Annotated in this window: 19 protein-coding genes and 1 tRNA gene; 10 read left to right on the plus strand and 10 right to left on the minus strand. The window is 70.5% G+C overall.

The genetic code is table 11. From position 1 onward, the window contains the following. Positions 1–193 precede the first annotated feature (193 nt). The gene (locus tag H4N64_RS02835; RefSeq protein WP_186280454.1) at positions 194–661 is read left to right on the plus strand and encodes a potassium channel family protein; all 468 of its coding nucleotides are present in this window, start codon (positions 194–196) and stop codon (positions 659–661) included. A 30-nt stretch (positions 662–691) separates the two neighbouring features. On the opposite strand, the gene H4N64_RS02840 is transcribed toward H4N64_RS02835, so the two are convergent. The 4 genes from H4N64_RS02840 to H4N64_RS02855 all read right to left on the minus strand — a co-directional run bounded on the left by H4N64_RS02840 (position 692) and on the right by H4N64_RS02855 (position 3,470). Beyond that, positions 692–1,501 carry an SAM-dependent methyltransferase gene (locus H4N64_RS02840; protein WP_186280455.1) on the minus strand — a complete coding sequence of 270 codons (810 nt, stop codon included), beginning with the start codon at positions 1,499–1,501 and terminating at the stop codon, positions 692–694. A gap of 143 nt (positions 1,502–1,644) precedes the next feature. Further along, complete coding sequence (locus tag H4N64_RS02845; RefSeq protein WP_186280456.1) at positions 1,645–1,977, minus strand: DUF3140 domain-containing protein; 333 nt, start codon at positions 1,975–1,977, stop codon at positions 1,645–1,647. A gap of 12 nt (positions 1,978–1,989) precedes the next feature. Then, positions 1,990–2,472 carry a Dps family protein gene (locus H4N64_RS02850; RefSeq protein ID WP_186280457.1) on the minus strand — a complete coding sequence of 161 codons (483 nt, stop codon included), beginning with the start codon at positions 2,470–2,472 and terminating at the stop codon, positions 1,990–1,992. A gap of 188 nt (positions 2,473–2,660) precedes the next feature. Then, positions 2,661–3,470, minus strand: coding sequence for an alpha/beta hydrolase (locus H4N64_RS02855; RefSeq protein ID WP_186280458.1), 810 nt, complete (start codon positions 3,468–3,470; stop codon positions 2,661–2,663). Between the two features lie 151 nt (positions 3,471–3,621). Between H4N64_RS02855 and H4N64_RS02860 the strand changes: the two genes are divergently transcribed. Further along, positions 3,622–4,809, plus strand: a complete 1,188-nt coding sequence (locus H4N64_RS02860) for an acetyl-CoA C-acyltransferase (protein ID WP_186280459.1) — start codon at positions 3,622–3,624, stop codon at positions 4,807–4,809. Positions 4,810–4,991: 182 nt separating this feature from the next. Beyond that, a complete protein-coding gene (locus tag H4N64_RS02865; protein WP_186280460.1) occupies positions 4,992–5,765 on the plus strand; it encodes a sulfite exporter TauE/SafE family protein in 774 nt (257 codons plus the stop codon). On the opposite strand, the gene H4N64_RS02870 is transcribed toward H4N64_RS02865, so the two are convergent. Then, positions 5,751–6,536, minus strand: a complete 786-nt coding sequence (locus H4N64_RS02870) for a TIGR01458 family HAD-type hydrolase (RefSeq protein ID WP_186280461.1) — start codon at positions 6,534–6,536, stop codon at positions 5,751–5,753. The two genes, H4N64_RS02865 and H4N64_RS02870, sit on opposite strands and share 15 nt — an antisense overlap. Before the next feature lie 237 nt (positions 6,537–6,773). On the opposite strand from H4N64_RS02870, the gene H4N64_RS02875 reads away from it, so the two are divergent. After that, positions 6,774–7,520, plus strand: coding sequence for a cobalt-precorrin-6A reductase (locus H4N64_RS02875; protein WP_186280462.1), 747 nt, complete (start codon positions 6,774–6,776; stop codon positions 7,518–7,520). Here H4N64_RS02875 and H4N64_RS02880 read toward each other — a convergent pair. From H4N64_RS02880 to H4N64_RS02895, 4 genes are all read right to left on the minus strand, one after another. Beyond that, positions 7,507–7,914 carry a hypothetical protein gene (locus H4N64_RS02880; RefSeq protein ID WP_186280463.1) on the minus strand — a complete coding sequence of 136 codons (408 nt, stop codon included), beginning with the start codon at positions 7,912–7,914 and terminating at the stop codon, positions 7,507–7,509. The two genes, H4N64_RS02875 and H4N64_RS02880, sit on opposite strands and share 14 nt — an antisense overlap. A gap of 43 nt (positions 7,915–7,957) precedes the next feature. After that, positions 7,958–10,036, minus strand: a complete 2,079-nt coding sequence (locus H4N64_RS02885; RefSeq protein WP_186280464.1) for a DHA2 family efflux MFS transporter permease subunit — start codon at positions 10,034–10,036, stop codon at positions 7,958–7,960. Between the two features lie 59 nt (positions 10,037–10,095). Beyond that, positions 10,096–10,869, minus strand: a complete 774-nt coding sequence (gene cobF / locus H4N64_RS02890) for a precorrin-6A synthase (deacetylating) (protein ID WP_186280465.1) — start codon at positions 10,867–10,869, stop codon at positions 10,096–10,098. Positions 10,870–11,136: 267 nt separating this feature from the next. After that, positions 11,137–11,652, minus strand: coding sequence for a DUF309 domain-containing protein (locus H4N64_RS02895; RefSeq protein WP_186280466.1), 516 nt, complete (start codon positions 11,650–11,652; stop codon positions 11,137–11,139). Positions 11,653–11,753: 101 nt separating this feature from the next. Between H4N64_RS02895 and H4N64_RS02900 the strand changes: the two genes are divergently transcribed. Continuing rightward, positions 11,754–11,827, plus strand: a tRNA-Pro gene (locus H4N64_RS02900). 90 nt (positions 11,828–11,917) lie between these two features. On the opposite strand, the gene H4N64_RS02905 is transcribed toward H4N64_RS02900, so the two are convergent. Continuing rightward, positions 11,918–12,352: an ATP-binding protein gene (locus H4N64_RS02905; RefSeq protein ID WP_186280467.1), complete on the minus strand. Its 435-nt coding sequence runs from the start codon at positions 12,350–12,352 to the stop codon at positions 11,918–11,920. A gap of 147 nt (positions 12,353–12,499) precedes the next feature. Between H4N64_RS02905 and H4N64_RS02910 the strand changes: the two genes are divergently transcribed. The 5 genes from H4N64_RS02910 (at position 12,500) to H4N64_RS02930 (ending at position 20,122) form a co-directional block, all read left to right on the plus strand. Beyond that, entirely contained in the window at positions 12,500–13,267 is a 768-nt protein-coding gene (locus H4N64_RS02910) for an IclR family transcriptional regulator (RefSeq protein WP_186280468.1), read from the plus strand. A gap of 41 nt (positions 13,268–13,308) precedes the next feature. Then, complete coding sequence (glpK, locus tag H4N64_RS02915) at positions 13,309–14,823, plus strand: glycerol kinase GlpK (protein WP_186280469.1); 1,515 nt, start codon at positions 13,309–13,311, stop codon at positions 14,821–14,823. 183 nt (positions 14,824–15,006) lie between these two features. Then, complete coding sequence (gene lat, locus H4N64_RS02920; protein WP_186280470.1) at positions 15,007–16,347, plus strand: L-lysine 6-transaminase; 1,341 nt, start codon at positions 15,007–15,009, stop codon at positions 16,345–16,347. 29 nt (positions 16,348–16,376) lie between these two features. Next, positions 16,377–17,930 carry an aldehyde dehydrogenase family protein gene (locus H4N64_RS02925; protein WP_186280471.1) on the plus strand — a complete coding sequence of 518 codons (1,554 nt, stop codon included), beginning with the start codon at positions 16,377–16,379 and terminating at the stop codon, positions 17,928–17,930. Next, positions 17,927–20,122, plus strand: a complete 2,196-nt coding sequence (locus H4N64_RS02930; RefSeq protein WP_186280472.1) for a transketolase C-terminal domain-containing protein — start codon at positions 17,927–17,929, stop codon at positions 20,120–20,122. The genes H4N64_RS02925 and H4N64_RS02930 overlap by 4 nt, the downstream gene beginning before the upstream one ends. The last annotated feature ends 248 nt before the right edge of the window (positions 20,123–20,370 follow it).

Below are 20,370 nucleotides of genomic sequence, written 5' to 3' on the forward strand. Positions count from 1 at the left end.
ACGCCCCGCTGCCCGGCACGCGCCGGGCGCGCGGCACGAGGAGCGTGCCGTCGCGCGGCGCTGGTGGTGGCGCGGGGCGGGTGTTGCCTTGGCTGGTGGCGGCGCGGCAACTCGAACGCGCCTCCCGGCATGCCCGGTCCTGGCGCCGCCCCGACACTGACCCCATGACGTGCCCGTACCCGAAGGAGTCACCATGCTGCCCGGATTCCTCGCCAGGGCGGTCGCCGCGCTGCTCGGCCGGGAGGGCCGCTCGCTGCATCTGAAGGCGGCGATCGGGGCGACGGGCGCCCTCGGCGTGGTGATGCTCGCCGGGTCATGGGCGGTGGTCGCCGCCGAACAGGGCGCCAGGGGCGCGAACCTGACGTCCTATCCGAAGGCCCTGTGGTGGTCGATCGAGACCGCCACGACCGTGGGATACGGCGACTTCTACCCGGTCACCTTCTGGGGCCGGGTCATCGCGGCGGTGGTAATGGCCGTGGGGATTACGACGTACGGCATGGTCACTGCCGCGCTGGCCACCTGGTTCGTCGGGCGGGAGCAGAAGCGCCGGCACCGGCTCGCCCACGACGCCGAGGAGCTGTACGACGAGACGACCCGCGCCCTGCACGCCCGCTTCGACCGGCTGGAGCGGATGCTCACCGGTCCGCGCGATCAGCCGTAGGTGAAGCGGGCCGGAGTCCTTCGTGGTCCCTCAGTACTTGACGCCGACCGCGCCGTAGAGCGACACGGGCCCGTCGCCGAGCGGCGACTCGTCCCGCGCGAGGTCGGGGCGCCAGTCCTTCACCGACACGATCCCCGGCTCCATCAGGTCGAGTCCCCTGAAGAAGCCGCCCACTTCGGCGTGCGAGCGCGCGACGAGCGTCACCCCGCCCGCCGAGTAGCGCTCGATGCCCTGCCGTACGTTCTCCGGCTCGAAGTCGGCGGTCATGCACGACAGGACCAGGCAACTGCCCGGCGCCAGCGCCTCGACGAGGGTGTCCACCAGGTCGTACGCGCCGTCCTCGTCGGCGACGAAGTGCAGCAGGGCGATCAGGGACAGGGCGATGGGGCGCTCGAAGTCGAGGACGCGGGCGGCCTGTTCGAGGATCGCCCCCGGCTCGCGGGCGTCGGCCTGGACGTACTCCGTCACGCCCTCCGGGGTGCCGCGCAGCAGTGCCTCGGCGTGAGCGAGGACGATGGGGTCGTTGTCGACGTAGACCACGCGTGCGTCCGGTGCGAAGGACTGGGCGATCTGGTGGAGGTTGGGCTCGGTGGGTATGCCGGTGCCGATGTCCAGGAACTGGCGGATTCCCGTCGCTCCGGCGAGGTGGCGCGTGGCCCGCTGCATGAACCAGCGGTTGCTGCGCGCGGCCCGCGGCGCCCCCGTGTCGATCGCCATGATCTGCCGGCCGAGGGCCTCGTCGACCGGGTAGTTGTCCTTGCCGCCGAGGTACCAGTCGTACACCCGGGCCGGATGGGGCCGGGTCGTGTCGATACGGACGGCCGGCTCGGTCCCGGTCACACGGTGCTCCTCTGCTCGCTCGGCAAGGTCTGCGCTGCGGGCAGTCTTTCACGATCATCGTCGACGGCGGAGACTGTCTTCGGCCACCTCCCGGGCGGGCGCCGGGCACCTCAACGCCCGTGCGGACGCGCCCGGTTCGGGACTCATGGCTTCAGTGGGTCATGGCCGAGCGACATCAGCAGATGCCTGCGTCGGGAGTCCTCCGCCTCGGGTTCGTTCTCCACGTCCGCCTGTTCGGCGACCGTGTCGACCACCTCGTACATCACCTCGATGTCGTCGTCGGTGAGGTCCGTGCGGCGCTTCTGGAGGATCGCCAGGACATGCTGTCCGGTCGGCGTGCCCGCGTGGTCCGGCAGCGGTTCGGTCTCCTCGGAGGCGTCGCTGACCCGCAGCCAGGCGGCCAGTTCCTGCGAGGTCATGTTCACCGCGCGGTGGAAGTTCTCCCACAGCGCGTCGAGTTCGAGGGAGTCCGTCATTTCCTTCCCCCTTCACTCGTCCCGGGGCCAGTTCTCGGCGTCGAACATCCAGCGCTGCTTCTCCAGTTCGCGGGTGATGCCGATGAACAGGTCCTGGGTGACCAGGTCCGCCTTGTCGGTGGCCTCGATACGGTCGCGCAGTCGGCCGATGGTCGATTCCAGCGAGGCCACCATCAGCTGGACCACCTCGGTGTCGCGCAGCCAGCCGTCCCCGGGGCCGGGCAGGCCGAAGGAGGCGGCGACGGTCTCCGGGCGGCCGTCCGGCGGGACGCCGAGCGCGGCGGCGCGTTCGGCGACGGTGTCGGCGTAGTCGCGGGCGGCCGAGACGACCTCGTCCAGCTGGAGGTGGATCGAGCGGAACCTCGGTCCGACGATGTTCCAGTGCGCCTGCTTGCCGACCAATGACAGACCGAGCAGGTCGACCAGTGTGTCCTGGAGGGCGTCACCGGCGATCCGGCGTTCCTTGTCGGGCAGGGTGCTCCTCACCACGGTCATGGCGCGCTTCTCCTCTCCGCGTATTGCCTGGACATCCGGAGCAGTACGGCGCGCTCCTCCTCGCGGGTTCCCGCCCCGCACGCCGGAGGCCTGTCCGCCTGCTCCCCCACGCAGGCCGCTCTCCGCAACCGCTCCATGCGGGCGCGGGTGCCCAGGGCGTACTGGTGCAAACGCGGCGGTCCGTCGTCTCAGTCTTCGAGTACGGCGTCCAGGAAGTGGACCAGGTCGTCGAAGACCTCGGCCTTGTTCGTCTCGTGGAACACCTCGTGCCGGGCGCCCGGATAGACGCGCTCGGTCAGCCGGTCGCCGCGCAACTCCTGTACGCCGGCCCGGCTTCCGGCGAGCGGCACCAGACGGTCGTCGTCGCCGTGCAGCCACAGCAGCGGCAGCGGTCCCACGTCGCCGCCCTTGGACACGGTCTCCAGGGTCCGGGTGAAGGCCTCCACGGTCGGCCGCTTCATCGGGCCGTGCCAGACCAGCGGATCCGCCGCGTACGACGCCCCCACCTCCGGGTCGCGGGAGAGCGCGCCCGGACTGATCGGGGTGTCCGGGATCTCGTCCAGCGCGAGCAGCCGGCGCGGCAGCGGCCAGTCGCCGATGACCGGCCCGGACAGGACGAGTGCGGTGAGCTCGGCGCCGTACCGCTGGGCGAAACGGGCCGAGATCAGGCCGCCCATCGAGTGCCCGACCATGACCAGCGGGATGCCGGGGTGGGCGGTCCGGGCGAGGTCCGCCACCGTGTGCACATCGCTGACGACGTCCTCGAAGTCCTCGATCACGACCCGCTCGCCCGACGACTTCCCGTGCCCCATGTGATCGGGGGCGAACACGGCCGCGCCATGCCCGGTGAGGACACCGGCCACCCCCTCGTACCGGCCGACGTGCTCCCCGTAGCCGTGCACCAGCAGCGCCGTGTACCGCGGCTCCCTTCTCGGCCACTCGCGCACGACGATCGGGCCGTGGGTTCCGGCGAGGATGTGTTCGCGGGGGTCGGCCATGTCTCCTCCGGCTGCGTCGGTGAAGGTTCTCGGGGATCTTCCCAGGGGTGCGGTCGGCGGTCTATAGTCCAAAACTAGCGGTGCTAATTAAGAGGCCGCTGTTCATGGCCGGCCGTAAGGCCGGCGGCGCTGTCGGTCAGGAGTCCTTCTCGTGCGTCCCGTCCACTTCGCGGCCGCCCGCCGCACGCCCATCGGCAAACTGCGCGGAGCCCTTTCCTCCCTGCGGCCCGACGACCTCGCAGCGACCGTGATCCGGGGGCTGGTCGCCGATGTGCCCGCGCTCGACCCGGCGCGCATCGACGACGTGTACTGGGGCGCCGCGAACCAGGCCGGCGAGGACAACCGCAATGTCGCCCGCATGGCCGCGCTGCTGGCCGGGCTGCCCGAGTCGGTGCCCGGCGCCACGGTGAACCGGCTGTGCGCGTCCGGCCTTGAGGCCGTGACCACCGCGGCCCGCACCATCGCCGCGGGCGAGGCCGACATCGTGCTCGCGGGCGGTTCCGAGTCGATGAGCCGCGCGCCCTTCGTCATGGCCCGCCCCGACGAGGCCCTCCCGCACCGTATCGAGACCGTCGACACCCGGCTCGGCTGGCGGCTGGTCAACCCGGCGATGAAGGATCTCCACGGGCTGCTGTCCATGGGGGAGACCGCGGAGGAGGTCGCCTCGCGGCACGGCGTCTCGCGTGAGCGGCAGGACGAGTTCGCGCTGCGCAGCCACCGGCTGGCCGCCGAGGCCCGCAAGAACGGCCACTTCGACGACGAGCTGCTGCCGGTGGAGCGGCCGGACGGGATCGTCGTGGAGCTTGACGAGTGCGTGCGCGAGGACACGTCGTACGAGAAGCTCGCGCGGCTGAAGCCGGTCTTCCGGGAGGGCGGCACCGTCACCGCGGGGAACGCCTCGCCGATGAACGACGGTGCGGCGGGGCTGCTGCTGGTCAGCGAGGAGGCGCTGAACGAGCTCGGTCTTGAGTCGCTCGGGCGGTATGTCGGCGGCGCGTCCGCGGGTGTGCATCCGGATGTGATGGGGATCGGGCCGGTTCCGGCCACGCAGAAGGTGCTCGCCCGGGCGCGATGGAGTGTGGGGGACCTCCAGGAGGCCGAGTTCAACGAGGCGTTCGCGGCGCAGGCGTTGGCCTGTGTCGACCGGCTGGGAATCGATCCGGAACTGGTCAATCCGAGCGGCGGCGCGATCGCGCTGGGGCATCCGCTCGGCTGCTCGGGCGCACGCATCCTGACGACCCTGCTGCACCGGATGCGGCGCACGGGGGCGGAACGGGGGCTCGCCACGATGTGCGTCGGGGTGGGGCAGGGGAGTGCGCTGCTGGTGGAGCGCCACTGAGCGTTCCGCTGCAAGTGCCGCGATGTGACGTCGGTTCGCTGCGGCGCCGTCGCGGCTGGTCGCGCCCCGCGGCGGAGCCGCATACACGCCCGGCTTGCCTGGGCACACGCCATGAGTGCATCTGTCATCTGGTGAGACGGTACTGACGGCGTTGGTTGAATGTGCATAGCATCAGTCTCCGCATGGACACGATGACGTTGTGGCACATCACCGGCTGGGAGTTCGTCGCGCTCGCCTTCGCGGCTCTGCTGGTCGGGTTCTCGAAGACCGCCGTGAGCGGAGCCAATACGGTCAGTCTCGCGGTCTTCGCCGCGGTGCTGCCGGCCCGTGCCTCCACGGGTGTACTGCTTCCGGTGCTGATCGCCGGGGATGTGCTCGCCGTGCTCACCTATCGGCGGCACGCGCACTGGCCCACGCTGTGGCGGCTGTTCCCCGCGGTCGCGGGCGGTGTGGTCGCGGGCACGCTGTTCCTGATGTGGGCCGACGACGGGATCGTCCGGACGTCGATCGGCGCGATCCTGCTGCTGATGGCCGCCGTGACGGTGTGGCGGCGCCGGGCCGCCGACGCCGAGCGGGATCCGGAAGGGGTGGCGACCCGCGGCGGCCGGATCAAGGCCCGCTCCTACGGCGTCCTCGGCGGGTTCACCACCATGGTCGCCAACGCCGGTGGCCCGGTGATGTCGATGTATCTGCTCTCGGCGGGCTTCCGGAAGCTCGGCTTCCTGGGCACCTCGGCCTTCTTCTTCCTGATCGTCAACGTCTCGAAGGTGCCCTTCAGCGTCGGGCTCGGCCTGATCGACGGCCGTTCACTGCTGCTTGACGCCGCGCTCGCGGTGTTCGTCGTACCGGGTGCGTTCATCGGCAAATGGGCTGTGAACCGGATCAACCAGCGACTGTTCGAGCAACTCGTCATCGCGGCGACCGTGGTGGGCGGCGTCCAGCTACTGCTGCCCTGAGCCGCGCAGCAGCGCCGGCAGGTCGGCGAAGGAGTCGATCACATGGTCGGGCGTGCCGCTCGCCTCGCGCAGGGTCTCCGGGAGGAACTTGCCGGTCCTGACCAGCACCCCGGTGACCCCGGCCCGCTGTGCCGCCAGCACGTCCGACTCCACGTCGTCCCCGACCATCAGCGCCTGCTCCGCGCCCACCCCGAGCCGGCCCAGCGCCGCCTCGAAGAACGCCGCCGACGGCTTCCCCGTCACCTCGGCCTCGGTACGCGCCGCCTGCTCAAGCCCGACCAGGAAGGCCCCGGAGTCGAGCTGCAACCCCTCGTCCGTACGCCAGTACAGATTCCGGTGCATGGCGACCAACCGCGCCCCGCCCTGGAGATACCCGAAGGCCCGGTTCAGCGCCGCATACCCGAACTCCTCCCCGGCACCACCGACGATCACGACATCCGGAGCCTCATCGACCAACTCGACCCCCGTGAGGTCTTCCCGCACGTCCCCACTGTTCAGCAGCGCACACCGCGCCCCCGGAAAGCGCTCGGCGACATGAGCCGCCGTGACCGAGGGCGCGGTGAGAATGTCCTGCGCCGACACGGGGAACCCCGCGTCCGCCAGCGTCCGGGCGATCGAAGCGCGCGTCCGCGAGGTCGTGTTGGTGACCAGCGCGACCCCGAACCCGGCCTCCCGGATCTCCCGCAGTGCCTCGACGGCACCCGGGAGCGGCTGCCAGGAGACGGTGAGGACACCATCGATGTCGATCAGCACGGCGCGCACGGATTCCATGCCCGGACCATAGCGACCGGGGCGCCTCAGGGCGCGATCCCGACCCCCGCGACACGGCTCCACGCCTCCTCCTGCGCGGCCGGTCGTCGTGCGAACCCGAGTACCACACACCCCGGCTGGCGAACGGGTTCCGGCCGCCCAGGCGGTCATGGACGATTTCGCGGAACGCAGCTCGCCACGAAGACCACCTGCCATACCGGCCAGGACTCAAGCGGCGCCCGGCCGTAGGCTCACCCCATGCCCCCACACGTCCTCATCCTCGGCGGCACCACCGAGGCCCGTGAGCTCGCCGCCGCGCTGACCGCGCTGCCCGGCGTCCGCGTCACCACCTCGCTCGCGGGGCGGGTGAGCCGACCGGGGACCGTCACCGGGGAGGTCCGCATCGGGGGGTTCGGCGGTGCGGAGGGGCTCGCGAACTGGTTGCGTGAGGAGCGTGTGGACGCCCTCGTCGACGCCACCCACCCCTTCGCCGCGTCGATCACGGCGAACGCGGCCCACGCCGCCGCGGCGACCGGCGTTCCGGCGGTCGTGCTGCGCCGCCCCGGCTGGCGGCCGGGACCCGAGGACCGCTGGCATCCGGTCGCCTCCCTGGACGCGGCCGCCGACCTGCTGCCGAGCCTCGGCCGCCGGATCTTCCTGACCACGGGCCGCCTGGGCCTCAAGGCCTTCGCCCATCTGAAGGACCTGCACTTCGTCGTACGCTCCGTGGAGCCGCCCGAGCCGCCGCTGCCGCCGCGCACCGAAGTCCTCCTCGCGCGGGGCCCGTTCACAGTGGAGGACGAGACCGCCCTGCTCTCCGCCCACTGCGTCGACGTACTGGTGACGAAGGACAGCGGGGGAGCGGCGACGGCCGCGAAACTCACCGCCGCGCGGCATCTGGCGCTGCCCGTGGTGGTCGTACGACGTCCTCCACTGCCCGAGGACGTCGTGCCGGTGCCGGACGTGGCCGGGGTGCTGGAGTGGCTCGGTCTCAGTCCTCGATGACCGAGGTCCGCATCCGGTCGATGACCCGCAGCACCTCGGTGCGGTGCTTGGCGCTCTTGACCCAGGCGGGGAGTCTGCCGACGCAGGTCATCTTCCGGCCGTGCTCGTACCAGGGCGCCCGCTCGCGCAGATCCGCCGCGACGAACCGGCGGATCAGATCGAGGTGTTCGAGGCCGTACGCCCACAGCTCACCGTGCCGGGTGTCGGCCTGAAGCCACAGCGTCGGCCAGGTGCCCTGGGCGACGGGGCCGCACAGGCCGCAGGACCGGCAGATCACGCGCGCCCGCTCGAAGCGCGCGACCCGGTCGCAGCGCGGGCAGCGGACCAGCACCGAGTCACGGAAGGCGTGGGCGGTCGTGCCGGGGTCGTGGAAGCGGACCGGGGCGGGAGACATGGCCCGATCATGACCGTGGCCGGCGCCTTGGAGCAATCGGCTTTCAGTGGGCGCCGGTCTCAGCCGGTACCGGCTTGCCGCCCGGCAGGCCGCTGGTCAGGTCCTCCACGAGCAGGCGCTTGGCGATGGTGTCGACGGCGGCGCGCAGGGCCGTGCCTGAGGGGCGGCCGATGTCCTGCTCCACTCGCTCCTCCAGCCAGGCGGCCCAGGCGCTGGTGATGACCTCGGCCTCGCGGGCGCCCGCATGGGTGTGCGAGAGCAGTGAGCCGTCGCGGGTCAGATAGCCCTCGTCGACCATCCGGTCGAAGACCGGCAGCAGCACCTCCGGCGGCAGATGGCGGCGGGCGGCGATCAGCCCGAGGCTCGCATGGCCGACCACCCGGTTCAACAGCTCCACCTGCATCACGGCCCAGGCCCCCGCCACATCGAGCCGGGTGTCGGAGGACCGCACCAGACGGCGCGCGGTGTCCAGGTCCGTACTGCCGATGATCTTCGCGACGGAGGCTTCCAGGACCGCTTGGGAGTCGGCGCCGCGCGGCTGCGCGAACCCCTCGCCCATGTCGGTCGACCCCATCCGGGCGCTGTCCCGCAGCTGGACCTGCTTGAGGAAGAGGGCGATGAGGAAACCGAGTGCGGCGACCGGCACCGTCCACAGGAACACGGTCTGGAGCGTGTCCGCGTAGGCGTCCACGATCGGCGCGGCCACCGCCGACGGCAGCTCGTGCACGCCCTCCGGACTGGTCGCCGCCTGGGCGACGGTCGCCGGGTCCGCGCCGGGGACCGCGGAGGCCTCGGCGATGCCCTGGCGCAGGTTGGGGGCGAGGTTGTTGGTGTAGATCGTGCCGAAGACGGCCGTACCGAAGGAGCTGCCCAGTGTGCGGAAGAAGGTGACGCCCGAGGTCGCGGTGCCGAGATCGGCGTAGTCGACGGTGTTCTGCACCGCGATCGTCAGCACCTGCATGCTCAGACCGATGCCGGTGCCGAGCACGAACATGTACAGCGACTCCAGCCAGGCCCCGGTCGACGGCCCCATCAGGGACATCAGATACAGGCCGATCCCCATCACCAGCGAGCCGATGATCGGGAACAGCCGGTACTTGCCGGTCCTGCTGACCACGTTGCCGCTGAACACCGACGCGATGAGCAGGCCGATCACCATCGGCAGCGTCCGTACGCCGGAGACCGTGGCCGAGTCGCCGTCGACGTACTGGAGATAGCTCGGCAGATAGGTCAGCGCGCCGAGCATCGCGAAGCCGACGATGAAGCTGAGGACCGAGCAGACCGTGAAGACGGGGTTGCCGAACAGCCGCATGGGCAGCATCGGTTCGGCCGCGCGGGTCTCCACCCAGCAGAACAGCCCGAGGGCGAGCACACCGCCGACGAACAGGCCGATGATGACGCCGGAACTCCACGCGTACTCGTTGCCGCCCCAACTCGTCGCCAGAATCAGCGCGCTGGCGCCGACCGCGACGAAGGCGATGCCGAAATAGTCGATGACGGGCCGGGAGGCCGCCTTGATGACGGGGATGGTGCGGGCGGCGGCGAAGACGACGACGATCGCGATGGGGACGTTGACGTAGAACGCCCAGCGCCACGACAGATGGTCGGTGAACAACCCGCCCAGCAGCGGCCCGATGACCGTGGCCACCCCGAACACCGCACCGATCGCGCCCTGGTACTTGCCGCGCTCGCGCAGCGGGATCACATCGGCGATCAGCGCCATCGACGTGACCATGAGCCCGCCCGCGCCGATGCCCTGCATCGCCCGCCACACGATCAGCAGCGTCATGTTGTCGGCGAGGCCGCACAGGAACGAGCCCGTGATGAACACGATCGCCGAGACCTGGAAGACCACCTTGCGGCCGAACATGTCGCCGAACTTGCCGACCAGCACGGTCGCGACGGTCTCGGCGAGGAGGTACGACGTCACCACCCATGACATGTGCTCGGCACCGCCGAGGTCCGACACGATCGTCGGCAGGGCGGTGCCGACGATCGTCTGGTCCAGGGCGGCCAGCAGCATGCCGAGCATGATCGTCACGAAGACGATGTTGCGGCGGCGCGCGTCCAGCACGGGGGGCTCCGAGGCGGGCGGCCGCGCGGTTTCCTCGGCGATGGTCACGAGGACACGATCACACCGGCGGGTCGCCCCCGCATGTGGGAGCGGCCCGCGCGGGTCCGCTAGTCGTTGTCCGGGTTGCGGCGCAGCAGATACGTGTCCATGATCCAGCCCTTGCGCTCCCGGGCTTCGGCGCGCAGCCGCTCGATACGGGGCGCCGCCTCGGCGATCGGGCCGGAGGCGAGGATCTCGTCCGGGGTGCCTATGTAGGCGCCCCAGTAGATGTCGATGTCCTGGTCGGCGTACTGCCGGAAGGTCTGGTGTGCGTCGAGCATCACCACCACGTCGTCCACGCCCTCGGGGAACCCCTCGGCGAGCCGCCGCCCGGTGGTGATCTGCACGGGACGGGCGACACGGTTGAGCCCGGTCCGATGGCGGGCGACGAGCGCGGAGACGCTGCTGATGCCGGGCACGACGTCGTACGCGAAGGTCACCCGCCCCCGCTCCAGCACCTCCTGAAGAATCCCGAGCGTGCTGTCGTACAGCGCCGGATCGCCCCAGACCAGGAACGCGCCGGTCCCGTCCTCGCCGAGCTCCTCGGTGATCATCCGCTCGTAGATGTCGGCGCGGGCGCTGCGCCAGTCGCCGACCGCGGGGGAGTAGGCGGAGCCGCCGGCCGAGCGGTCCCGCTCCGGGTCGCGCGCCTCGACCACGCGGTACGTTCCCTGCGGCACATGTGCGTCGAGCATGTCCCGGCGCAGCTGGGTGAGGTCCGACTTCACCTCGCCCTTGTCCAGGACGAAGAACACGTCCGTGTTCCGCAGCGCCCTGACCGCCTGGAGGGTCAGCTGGTCGGGGTCGCCCGCGCCGATACCGATGACATGAATCTTTCGCACGCCCCGAGTCTGCCGCACGGGGTTGACGGCTTGGACACCGCGTCGGCGATCGGGTGCCGGTCGCGACCGGGGCGTGGGCAGGGGGCGGTCACGGTCGGGCGGGCCGCCTGTGTCCGCGGTGCCCGGGCGACGGTCCTTGGCCGCGCGAGCCCGGCGCTCGCCGCCCCGCGCGCCGGGCCGTGGGTGGCGGCCTTCGCGGCGGCTCGTCGCCCCGCATCGCACTCTCACCCGGGACGAACATCCGGCCGATGGCGCCCACGGCGCCCGTCACCCTCGTAGCCGCGGCGCCCGCCCCTCCGCGTCCACAGGCTCCGAGCCGCCCTCCACGGACTCCGCCAGGTCCCGAGCCCAGGCCGTCACGCTCCTGAGGTTCATCCCGTGCGGTCGCGTCCGTCCGGAAGCCGAGGTCCACTCCTGCAACGCCCCGGCGCCTCGGCGCAGCAGGCGAGCGCCGCCCGTGGTGTTGCCGCGGGCCGCGTGGGTGAGGCCCACCGCGAGCTGCGCCAGCCCCCGCCACAGCTCGCGCTCGTCCTCGGGGCCCGACTTCCAGGCGTCCTCGAAGACCTCGTGCGCGTGGAACGGCTTGCCCGCGTCCAGCAGCTCCTGCGCCTCGGCGACGGTCTGCTCCGGGGTGCGGACGACTCCCTCCGGTTGCCGGTCCACGCCGTCCGCGCCGTACGGCAGAGGCCGCCCCAGTCCGTCCCGGGGCCGGGCATTGCGTGCCCGCCCCGCGCTGTCCCGGTCCCGTGCGCCGGCCGCCCGTCCTGACGATGTGCTGCCCATGGTCCCGATTGTCCCGCGTCCCGTGCCCCCTTCGGTGCCGCCCCCGATGTGGGGTAAAGTTCTGTTCGCGCGATCACGCGGTTCACTCCGTGTGAGCGCACCGGGACGTGGCGCAGCTTGGTAGCGCACTTGACTGGGGGTCAAGGGGTCGCAGGTTCAAATCCTGTCGTCCCGACGATGCGAAGGGTCTTCGCAGGCGAGAGCCTGTGGGGGCCCTTTTGCGTGTAAGTCGGCTGCCGGCGGCCGCCCTTGAAGGTGGCCGGCCTCAGTTCTGGCCGAACGGCAGCTCTGCCCACCGACTCGTCCCGCCGGAGTGCACTCGTATGCCACACCGGGTTGCCAGGGCGGTGACGATCCTGAGGCCCCGGCCGTGCTCGTCCGGGTCGAGAGGGGAAGCCGACGGCCCTGCCAAGTGGGCAGGCCCCATGTCGGTCACTTCGACGCGTACGGCTTCGCCCGTGTCCATGTGGCTGTGTGAGAGCGTCAGCGTCGCCGGGGGCAGGGCGTGGACGATCGCGTTGGTGAGCAGCTCCGAGACCACCAGCAGTACGTCTTCGGTGATGTCCGCGGCCAGGTTCCAGTCGGTGAGGACCGTACGGATGCGTCCGCGTAGGGCCGAGACGGCCCCGGCGGTGTGCGGCAACGGAAAGACGTGTTCGACTCCCCCGCGAGGCGCGGCGCCGAGCTGCGCTGTTGTCATGTTTCCTCCTCCTCAGGGAAGCGCTGCCGGCTGCCGGGCCGGGCGTGAAGGAACGCTAAGGAGGTAAATGCCGCCCGTCAACGAACCTCGGTCGGCATTGTCGAACGGCAGTCCCCAATCGGGAAAACCGGGACTAAAATCGCTTTCATGGCCGGCCCAGTCCAGTCCATCGAGCGGGCGGCGGCGATCTTGCGCCTGCTTGCCGGCGGATCCCGTCGGCTGGGACTGGGGGAGGTGGCCTCGTCGCTGGGCCTGGCCAAGGGCACCGCCCACGGAATTCTGCGCACTCTGCAACATGTGGACTTCGTGGAGCAGGACCCGGCGACCGGAAAGTATCAGCTCGGGGCGGCTCTCCTGCACCTCGGCACCAGTTACCTCGACGTCAATGAACTGCGTTCCCGCTCCATCAACTGGGCCGACGCCCTGGCCGCCCGCAGCGGGGAGGCCGTGCGCCTCGGCACGCCTCTGGAGGGCAGGGTGCTCGTCATCCACCATGTCTTCCGGCCGGACGACACCCTGCAGACCCTGGACGTCGGCGCGCTGCTGCCGTTGCACGCCTCCTCGCTCGGCAAGGTCCTGCTGGCCTTCGGGGCCACGCCCGTCGATCCCTTGCTGGAGGACGAACCGGAGGCGTACACCCGGCACACCCTGGTCCACCCGGAGCAGCTCAACCGGGCGCTCGGCGAGATACGGGAGTTCGGTTGGGGCGCCGAGGTGCAGGAGATGAGCATGGGCGAAGCCGGAATCGCCGCGCCGATCCGAGGACAGGGCGGTCTCGTGGTGGGAGCGATCGGAGTGTCCGGCGCCGTCGAGCGGATCTGCGACACCAAAGGCCGGCCTCAGCCGGCCCTGATCACCGTGCTGCGGGAGGCGGCACGCGCGATCTCCAGAGACCTGGGCGCGGCCCGCTGGTAGGCCCCCAGCACTCCGCGACACATCGGAAGGCAGGGCCGATCATGGTGGAACGGTATGTGATGTCCATCGATCAGGGCACCACCTCCACACGATGCATCCTGTTCGACCACGGCGGTCGTCTGGCGTCGGTCGCCCAGCGGGAGCACCAGCAGTACTTCCCCCGGCCCGGCTGGGTCGAGCACGACGCCGTCGAGATCTGGCGCAATCTCCAGCGCGTCGTACCCGAGGCACTGTCGAACGCCGACGTGGACGCGAGCCAGATCTCGGCCATGGGGATCGCCAACCAGCGCGAGACGACGGTGCTCTGGGACCGGCGGACAGGGGCTCCGCTGGACAGGGCCATCGTCTGGCAGGACACCCGCACCGCCCCGCTCGTCGAGGAGCTGAGGAAACAGCCCGGAGACGAGTTCTTCCTCGAACACTGCTGTCTTCCCCCTTCGACCTACTTCTCCGCGCCCCGTATCCGCTGGCTCTTCGACCACGTCGACGGGGTGGAGCAGCGTGCCCGGGACGGCGAGGTGCTGTTCGGCACGATGGAGAGCTGGCTGATCTGGAACCTCACCGGCGGTACGGACGGCGGCCTGCACATCACCGACGCCACCAACGCCAGCCGCACCATGCTCATGGACATCCGGACGCTGACCTGGGACGAAGCGCTCATGGACTTCTTCGGCATCCCGCGCCCGATGCTGCCGGAGATCCGGTCCTCGGCCGAGATCTACGGCGAGGCCCGCGCGGTGCTGCCGGGCCTGCGCATCGCAGCGGCCCTCGGCGACCAGCAGGCGGCTCTCTTCGGGCAGACCTGCTTCTCGCCGGGTGAGGCGAAGTGCACCTACGGGACCGGCAGCTTCCTGGTGATGAACACCGGCACCGACCTCGTACGCTCCCGGCACGGGCTGCTCACCACCGTCGCGTACAAGATTGGCGACCAGCCCACGATCTACGCCCTGGAAGGCCCGATCGCCGTCACGGGTTCGCTCGTCCAGTGGTTCCGCGACCGGCTCGGCCTGATCAACAGCGCTCCCGAGATCGAGACACTGGCGCGCACCGTCGAGGACAACGGCGGCTGCTACATCGTCCCCGCGTTCTCCGGTCTGTTCGCACCCCACTGGCGCAGCGACGCCCGCGGCGTCATCGTCGGCCTCACGTCGTACATCACGAAGGGCCATCTGGCCCGTGCCGTCCTGGAGGCCACCGGCTGGCAGACCCGTGAGGTCGTCGACGCCATGAACGCCGACTCCGCGCTCGCCCTGAAGCAGCTCAAGGTGGACGGCGGCATGACGTCCGACCACCTGCTCATGCAGATCCTGGCCGATGTGCTCGACGTTCCCGTGGTGCGGCCCCTCGTCCACGAGACGGTGTCGCTGGGCGCGGCCTACGCCGCCGGCCTCGCGGCCGGCTACTGGCCGGATCTGCAGGTCCTGCGCCGCAACTGGCACCGGGCCGCTCAATGGATGCCGGACATGGACCCCGAACGGCGGGAGTGGGAGTACGCCAGCTGGAAGCGAGCCGTCGAGCGGTCCCTGGGGTGGATCCAACCGCAGGAGCGCTCGTGACGTGCCGGCCCACGGGCGGACGCACGGACCTCCTTTACCCGTCCGAGTACGCCTGCACCCTTGCGAGCATCTGCCGGTGAGCAATACCTTGCGGCTGTTATTGCGCCATACCTAAAATACTTTCGCCGCTTCTCGCATTTGGCGAAAGATCTTCCGTGATCGGCTATCGAGGGTAGGTGCTCCATGACGGTTGCTGCTGCGTCGACGGTCCGCCCGGACGAGGTGCACGAGAGGCTCGGCCGCTATGTGCTGACCGATGGTTTCAAACTTGTGCTCGACCCGCTCGCCAGCCGGGGCTCGTGGATCGTCGACGCGCGCACCGGTGAGAAGTTCCTCGACCTCTACTCGTTCTTCGCGTCCGCTCCGCTGGGGCTCAACGCCCGGGGCATCGTGGACGATCCGGAGTTCATGACCCTGCTCGCGCAGGTGGCGGCGAACAAGCCCGCCAACCCGGACATCTACACCACGCACTACGCCGAATTCGTCGAGACGTTCGCCCGGGTGCTGGGCGATCCGGACCTGCCGAGACTGTTCTTCGTCGAGGGCGGGGCGCTCGCCGTCGAGAACGCGCTCAAGGCGGCGTTCGACTGGAAGAGCCGCCGCAACGAGGCCGCAGGCCGCTCACCGGAGCTCGGCACCAAGGTGCTCCACCTTCGGCGGGCGTTCCACGGCCGCAGCGGATACACGCTCTCGCTGACCAACACCGAGCCCAACAAGACGGCCCGTTTCCCGAAGTTCGACTGGCCGCGCATCGACGTACCCGCCGTGCGGTTCCCCCTCGCGCAGCACCTTGCCGAGGTCGAGGAGGCCGAGCGACGGGCCCTTGAGCAGGCGCGACAGGCCTTCGAGGACAACCCGCACGACGTCGCCTGCTTCATCGCCGAGCCCATCCAGGGCGAGGGGGGCGACAACCACATGCGCCCGGAGTTCCTGCAGGCGATGCAGGCGCTCTGTCACGAGTACGACGCGCTGTTCGTGCTCGACGAGGTGCAGACCGGGGTGGGGATCACCGGCACCACCTGGGCCTACCAGCAACTCGGCCTCGCGCCGGACATCGTCGCCTTCGCCAAGAAGGTCCAACTCGGCGGCATCATGGCCGGCCGCCGGGTCGACCAGGTGCCCGACAACGTCTTCCGGGTCTCCGGGCGTATCAACTCCACCTGGGGCGGCGGGCTGGTCGACATGGTCCGGGCACGCCGCATTCTGGAGATCATCGAGAGGGACGATCTGGTGGCCAATGCCGCTGCCGTGGGAGCGTGGTTCCTGGCCGAACTGCGTGATCTGGAAGTTCGACATGCAGCGGTGGCGTCCAACTCGCGGGGGCGCGGACTGATGAGTGCCATCGATCTGTCCGACAGCGGCGTTCGCGACGAGGTGCTGCGCCGGTTGCGAACCGAGGAGCAGGTGATCGCATTGCCGTGCGGTGAGCGTGGGGTGCGTTTCCGCCCTGCCCTGTCCATCACCCAGGACGAGCTCGGCATCGCCCTGCGGGCCCTCGACCGCGTGCTCGCCGGTGTGCACTGACCCCGTACCAGCCGACAAGGAGCAAAGTCATGGCCCGTTCCGTCGCCTCGATCGTTGCCGGCCGCCTGGTCGCCGGCGCTCCCGGCGGGACTCTTCAGCGCCCCAATCCCGGCCGTACCGCCGAGCTGGTCACCGAGGTCTCGCTCGGGGACGCCTCGACGTTCGTCGAGGCCGCCAGGGCCGCGAAGGCGGCCCAGCGGTCCTGGGCGGACGTCCCGGCGCCGGTGCGCGGGTCCGCGATCGGAAAGATCGGCCGGCTCGTCGAAGCCAACAAGGACCGGCTCGCCCGCATCGTGACCGAAGAGATCGGCAAGCCGCTCGCCGAGGCACTCGGCGAAGTCCAGGAGATCATCGACACCTGCGACTTCTTCCTGGGCGAGGGCCGTCGGTTGTATGGGCAGACGGTGCCCTCGGAGATGCCCGACAAGCAACTGTTCACCTTCCGCAACCCCATGGGCGCGGTCGCGGTGATCACCGCGGGCAACTTCCCGGTGGCCGTGCCGTCCTGGTACCTCGTGCCGGCGCTCGTGACCGGCAACACCGTGGTGTGGAAGCCCGCCGAGTACGCCGCCGCGAGCGCCAAGGCCCTTTTCGAGCTGTTCGTGCACGGCGGCGGCCTGCCCGACGGCGTGCTCAACCTCGTACTCGCCGACGGGGAGCAGACGTACGCCGGTCTGGAGGCCTCCCTCGACGCCGGGCTGGTCGACAAGGTCGGCTTCACGGGGTCCACGCTCGTCGGCCGGAAGATCGGCGCCCTGTGCGGAAGCCACCTGCAGACCCCGTGCCTGGAGCTGGGCGGCAAGAACCCCCAGGTGGTCACCCCGAGCGCAAACCTCGACCTGGCGGTCGAGGGGGCGTTGTTCTCCGGATTCGGCACCGCGGGGCAGCGGTGCACCTCTCTTGGGACGCTCATCGTGCACGAGTCGGTGCACGAGGACTTCCTCGCCCGCTTCGACGCCGCCAGCCGCGCGGCCCGGATCGGCGACGCGTTCGAGGACGTCCTGTACGGCCCGATGCTCGACGAGCGGTTCGCGCAGCGCTACGAGACCTTCCTCGGGTGGATCAAGGACCACCACCGGACGTACGGCTCCGACGGCATCGGGCGGATCACCACCGACAACCCGCGCAAGGGCTTCGTCGGGGACCCTGAAGCGGGCATGTTCTACCACCCGGTGATCGTCGACGGAGTGCGCCGCGACGATGACCTGTTCCTCACCGAGACCTTCGGGCCCATCGTCTCAGTGACCACCTACCGGGACTTCGACGAGGCCCTCGATCTGGCCAACGCCCACGGTTACGGGCTGTCCGCCGCGATCTACACCACCGATCCGCACGAGGTGTGGACGTTCCGGCGCGGCATTTCCGCGGGCATGGTCAGCGTCAACAACACCACCTCCGGAGCCGAGGCGCACCTGCCGTTCGGCGGCAACGGCAAGTCGGGCAACGGCAGTCGCCAGTCGGGGCAGTGGGTGCTCGACCAGTTCACCCGCTGGCAGTCGATGAACTGGGACCACTCCGGCCGTCTGCAGAAAGCACAGATGGACGTGGCCACGCTCGAACCCGACCTGTCCTTCCGCCTGTGAGCGGCGTCGAGGACCTGGACCGGCACTTCCGCGAGGCAGTGGCCGGTCTCGGGCCTGCCGCCCACGCCGCAGGCCCACTGGACACCCGTACCGCACTGGACACCCGTACGGCACTGGACCTGTTCGACGCCCAACTGGAGAGCCGCCACACCGACGCCGCCGCGCGCTGGATGCAGCAGCAGGGCCGCGGCTACTACACCATCGGATCGAGCGGGCACGAGGGCAACGCCGCACTCGCCCTCGCGTTGCGCCCCACCGACCCGGCGCTGCTGCACTACCGCTCCGGCGCCTTCTACTGCGCCCGCGCCCGGCAGGCCGGCGGCGTCGACGCGGTCAGGGACATGCTGCTGGGGGTGGCCGCCGGGGCCGACGAGCCGATCGCCGGTGGACGGCACAAGGTGTACGGGCGTCGCGAACTGGCCGTCATCCCGCAGACGTCGACCATCTCCTCCCACCTGCCCCGGGCAGTGGGGGTGGCGTGGAGCATCGCCCGCGCCAAGCGGCTCGGGACCGAGTGCGCCTGGCCCGGCGATGCCGTGGTCTGCTGTTCCTTCGGTGACGCCTCGGTCAACCACTCCACGGCGGCAGGCGCCATCAACAGCGCCTGCCACGCGGCCTACCAGGGCCTGCCGATGCCGATCCTGTTCGTCTGCGAGGACAACGGCCTGGGGATCAGCGTGCCGACACCGCATGACTGGGTGCGGCGCGCCTACGGCAACCGGCCCTCTCTCGCCTACTTCGCCGCGGACGGGTGCGATCCGCAAGCCGCCTTCGACACCGCGTGCGAGGCAGTGGACCATGTACGCAAGAACCGGCAACCGGCGTTCCTGCACCTGTCGATGGTGCGGTTCCTCGGCCATGCGGGCTCGGACGCCGAAGCCGCCTACCGGACGCCGTCCCAAGTCACCGCGGATCTGGAACGCGATCCGCTGCTGGCCACGGCCCGGCTGCTCACAACGACCGGCGTCCGCACCCCGCAGCAGATTCTCGACCGGTACGACGAGGTGGGCGGACGGGTGTTCGCCTTTGCCAAGGAGGCCCTCGACAGCGAGCCCCTGACCACCGCCACGCAGATCGCCGCCCCCATCGCACCCCGCCGTCCCGGCCTGGTGGCGGCTGCGGCACGCCGTACGAGCGAACCGTCCGCGGTGCCCGTGGACGAGCCCGTCACTGTCGCCCAGGCCATCACCCACACACTCGCCGACCTGCTCGGCAGCCACCCGGAGATGGTCGTCTTCGGCGAGGACGTCGGCCGCAAGGGCGGGGTCTACGGGCTGACCCGAGGACTGCAGCGGCGTTTCGGTACCGCTCGGGTCTTCGACACCCTGCTCGACGAGCAGGCCATCCTCGGCCTCGCGCTGGGTGCGGGGCTGTCCGGGCTGCTGCCGGTGGCGGAGATCCAATACCTCGCGTACCTGCACAACGCCGAGGACCAACTGCGCGGCGAGGCCGCCACGCTGCAGTTCTTCTCCCAGGGCCAGTACCGCAACCCCCTTGTGGTGCGCATCGCCGGCTACGGCTACCAGCGCGGGTTCGGCGGTCACTTCCACAACGACAACGCGCTGGGCGTCCTGCGTGACATTCCCGGTCTGGTCGTCGCCTCCCCGTCCCGCCCTGACGACGCCGCCGCGATGCTTCGTACGTGTGTGGCGGCCGGGAAGGTGGACGGAACGGTCAGCGTCTTCCTGGAGCCGATCGCGCTCTACCACACGCGAGATCTCCATACGGAGGGGGACAACGCCTGGCTCGCCGCGTACCCGTCACCCGCAGAGCACGTACCGATCGGCCGGGCACGCACCTACGGCACAGGCACGGACCTGACCCTCGTGACATTCGGCAACGGCCTGCACATCTCGCTTCGGGCCGTCCGCCGGCTGGAGCAGCAGGGCATCGCGTGCCGGGTCGTCGACCTGCGCTGGCTGGCACCCTTGCCGGTCGACGACCTGCTGCGGGAAGCCCGTGCGACGGGACGCGTCCTCGTGGTCGACGAGACCCGCCGTACGGGAGGCGTGTCAGAGGGAGTCGTCACCGCCTTGGCCGATGCCGGATTCACCGGCTCCATCCGACGGGTCGCCGGCCAGGACAGCTTCATCCCGCTGGGTAAGGCAGCGCAGTTGGTACTCGTGTCCCAGGCCGACGTCGAGCGCGCCGCCGGCGAACTGCTCTCAGCAGGCCCGCATGGTCACGGGTGACGGCTGGTCAGGCCCCGCTGCACCCCGGTCATCTTGAGGCGGTCCCGGACCCAGGTGCCGCGGGAGCCGTCGATCGAGCCTGCGGCGATCGGCGGTAGGGGATCTGGGCCGGTGCGCTTGGGCGTCGCTGGTCCTTCAGGCGTCATCCATGGCCTGGAGGAGAGTGTCATGAACGCGTCGGAGGCGGTCATCCTTCCAGCTGATCCCTTCGGGGTGCATCGATCCCTCGTCCCCTGGGTACGCGGAGC

The sequence above is a fragment of the Streptomyces cupreus genome (assembly GCF_014257025.1).
GTDB lineage: Bacteria > Actinomycetota > Actinomycetes > Streptomycetales > Streptomycetaceae > Streptomyces > Streptomyces cupreus.

Bases quoted from the DNA above. Each gene is read 5' to 3' on its own strand.
- H4N64_RS02835 (WP_186280454.1), top strand. From the start codon at position 194: ATGCTGCCCGGATTCCTCGCCAGGGCGGTCGCCGCGCTGCTCGGCCGG.
- H4N64_RS02845 (WP_186280456.1), bottom strand. From the start codon at position 1,977: ATGACGGACTCCCTCGAACTCGACGCGCTGTGGGAGAACTTCCACCGC.
- H4N64_RS02850 (WP_186280457.1), bottom strand. From the start codon at position 2,472: ATGACCGTGGTGAGGAGCACCCTGCCCGACAAGGAACGCCGGATCGCC.
- H4N64_RS02855 (WP_186280458.1), bottom strand. From the start codon at position 3,470: ATGGCCGACCCCCGCGAACACATCCTCGCCGGAACCCACGGCCCGATC.
- H4N64_RS02865 (WP_186280460.1), top strand. From the start codon at position 4,992: ATGGACACGATGACGTTGTGGCACATCACCGGCTGGGAGTTCGTCGCG.
- H4N64_RS02870 (WP_186280461.1), bottom strand. From the start codon at position 6,536: ATGGAATCCGTGCGCGCCGTGCTGATCGACATCGATGGTGTCCTCACC.
- H4N64_RS02875 (WP_186280462.1), top strand. From the start codon at position 6,774: ATGCCCCCACACGTCCTCATCCTCGGCGGCACCACCGAGGCCCGTGAG.
- H4N64_RS02880 (WP_186280463.1), bottom strand. From the start codon at position 7,914: ATGTCTCCCGCCCCGGTCCGCTTCCACGACCCCGGCACGACCGCCCAC.
- H4N64_RS02895 (WP_186280466.1), bottom strand. From the start codon at position 11,652: ATGGGCAGCACATCGTCAGGACGGGCGGCCGGCGCACGGGACCGGGAC.
- H4N64_RS02905 (WP_186280467.1), bottom strand. From the start codon at position 12,352: ATGACAACAGCGCAGCTCGGCGCCGCGCCTCGCGGGGGAGTCGAACAC.
- H4N64_RS02910 (WP_186280468.1), top strand. From the start codon at position 12,500: ATGGCCGGCCCAGTCCAGTCCATCGAGCGGGCGGCGGCGATCTTGCGC.
- glpK (WP_186280469.1), top strand. From the start codon at position 13,309: ATGGTGGAACGGTATGTGATGTCCATCGATCAGGGCACCACCTCCACA.
- lat (WP_186280470.1), top strand. From the start codon at position 15,007: ATGACGGTTGCTGCTGCGTCGACGGTCCGCCCGGACGAGGTGCACGAG.
- H4N64_RS02925 (WP_186280471.1), top strand. From the start codon at position 16,377: ATGGCCCGTTCCGTCGCCTCGATCGTTGCCGGCCGCCTGGTCGCCGGC.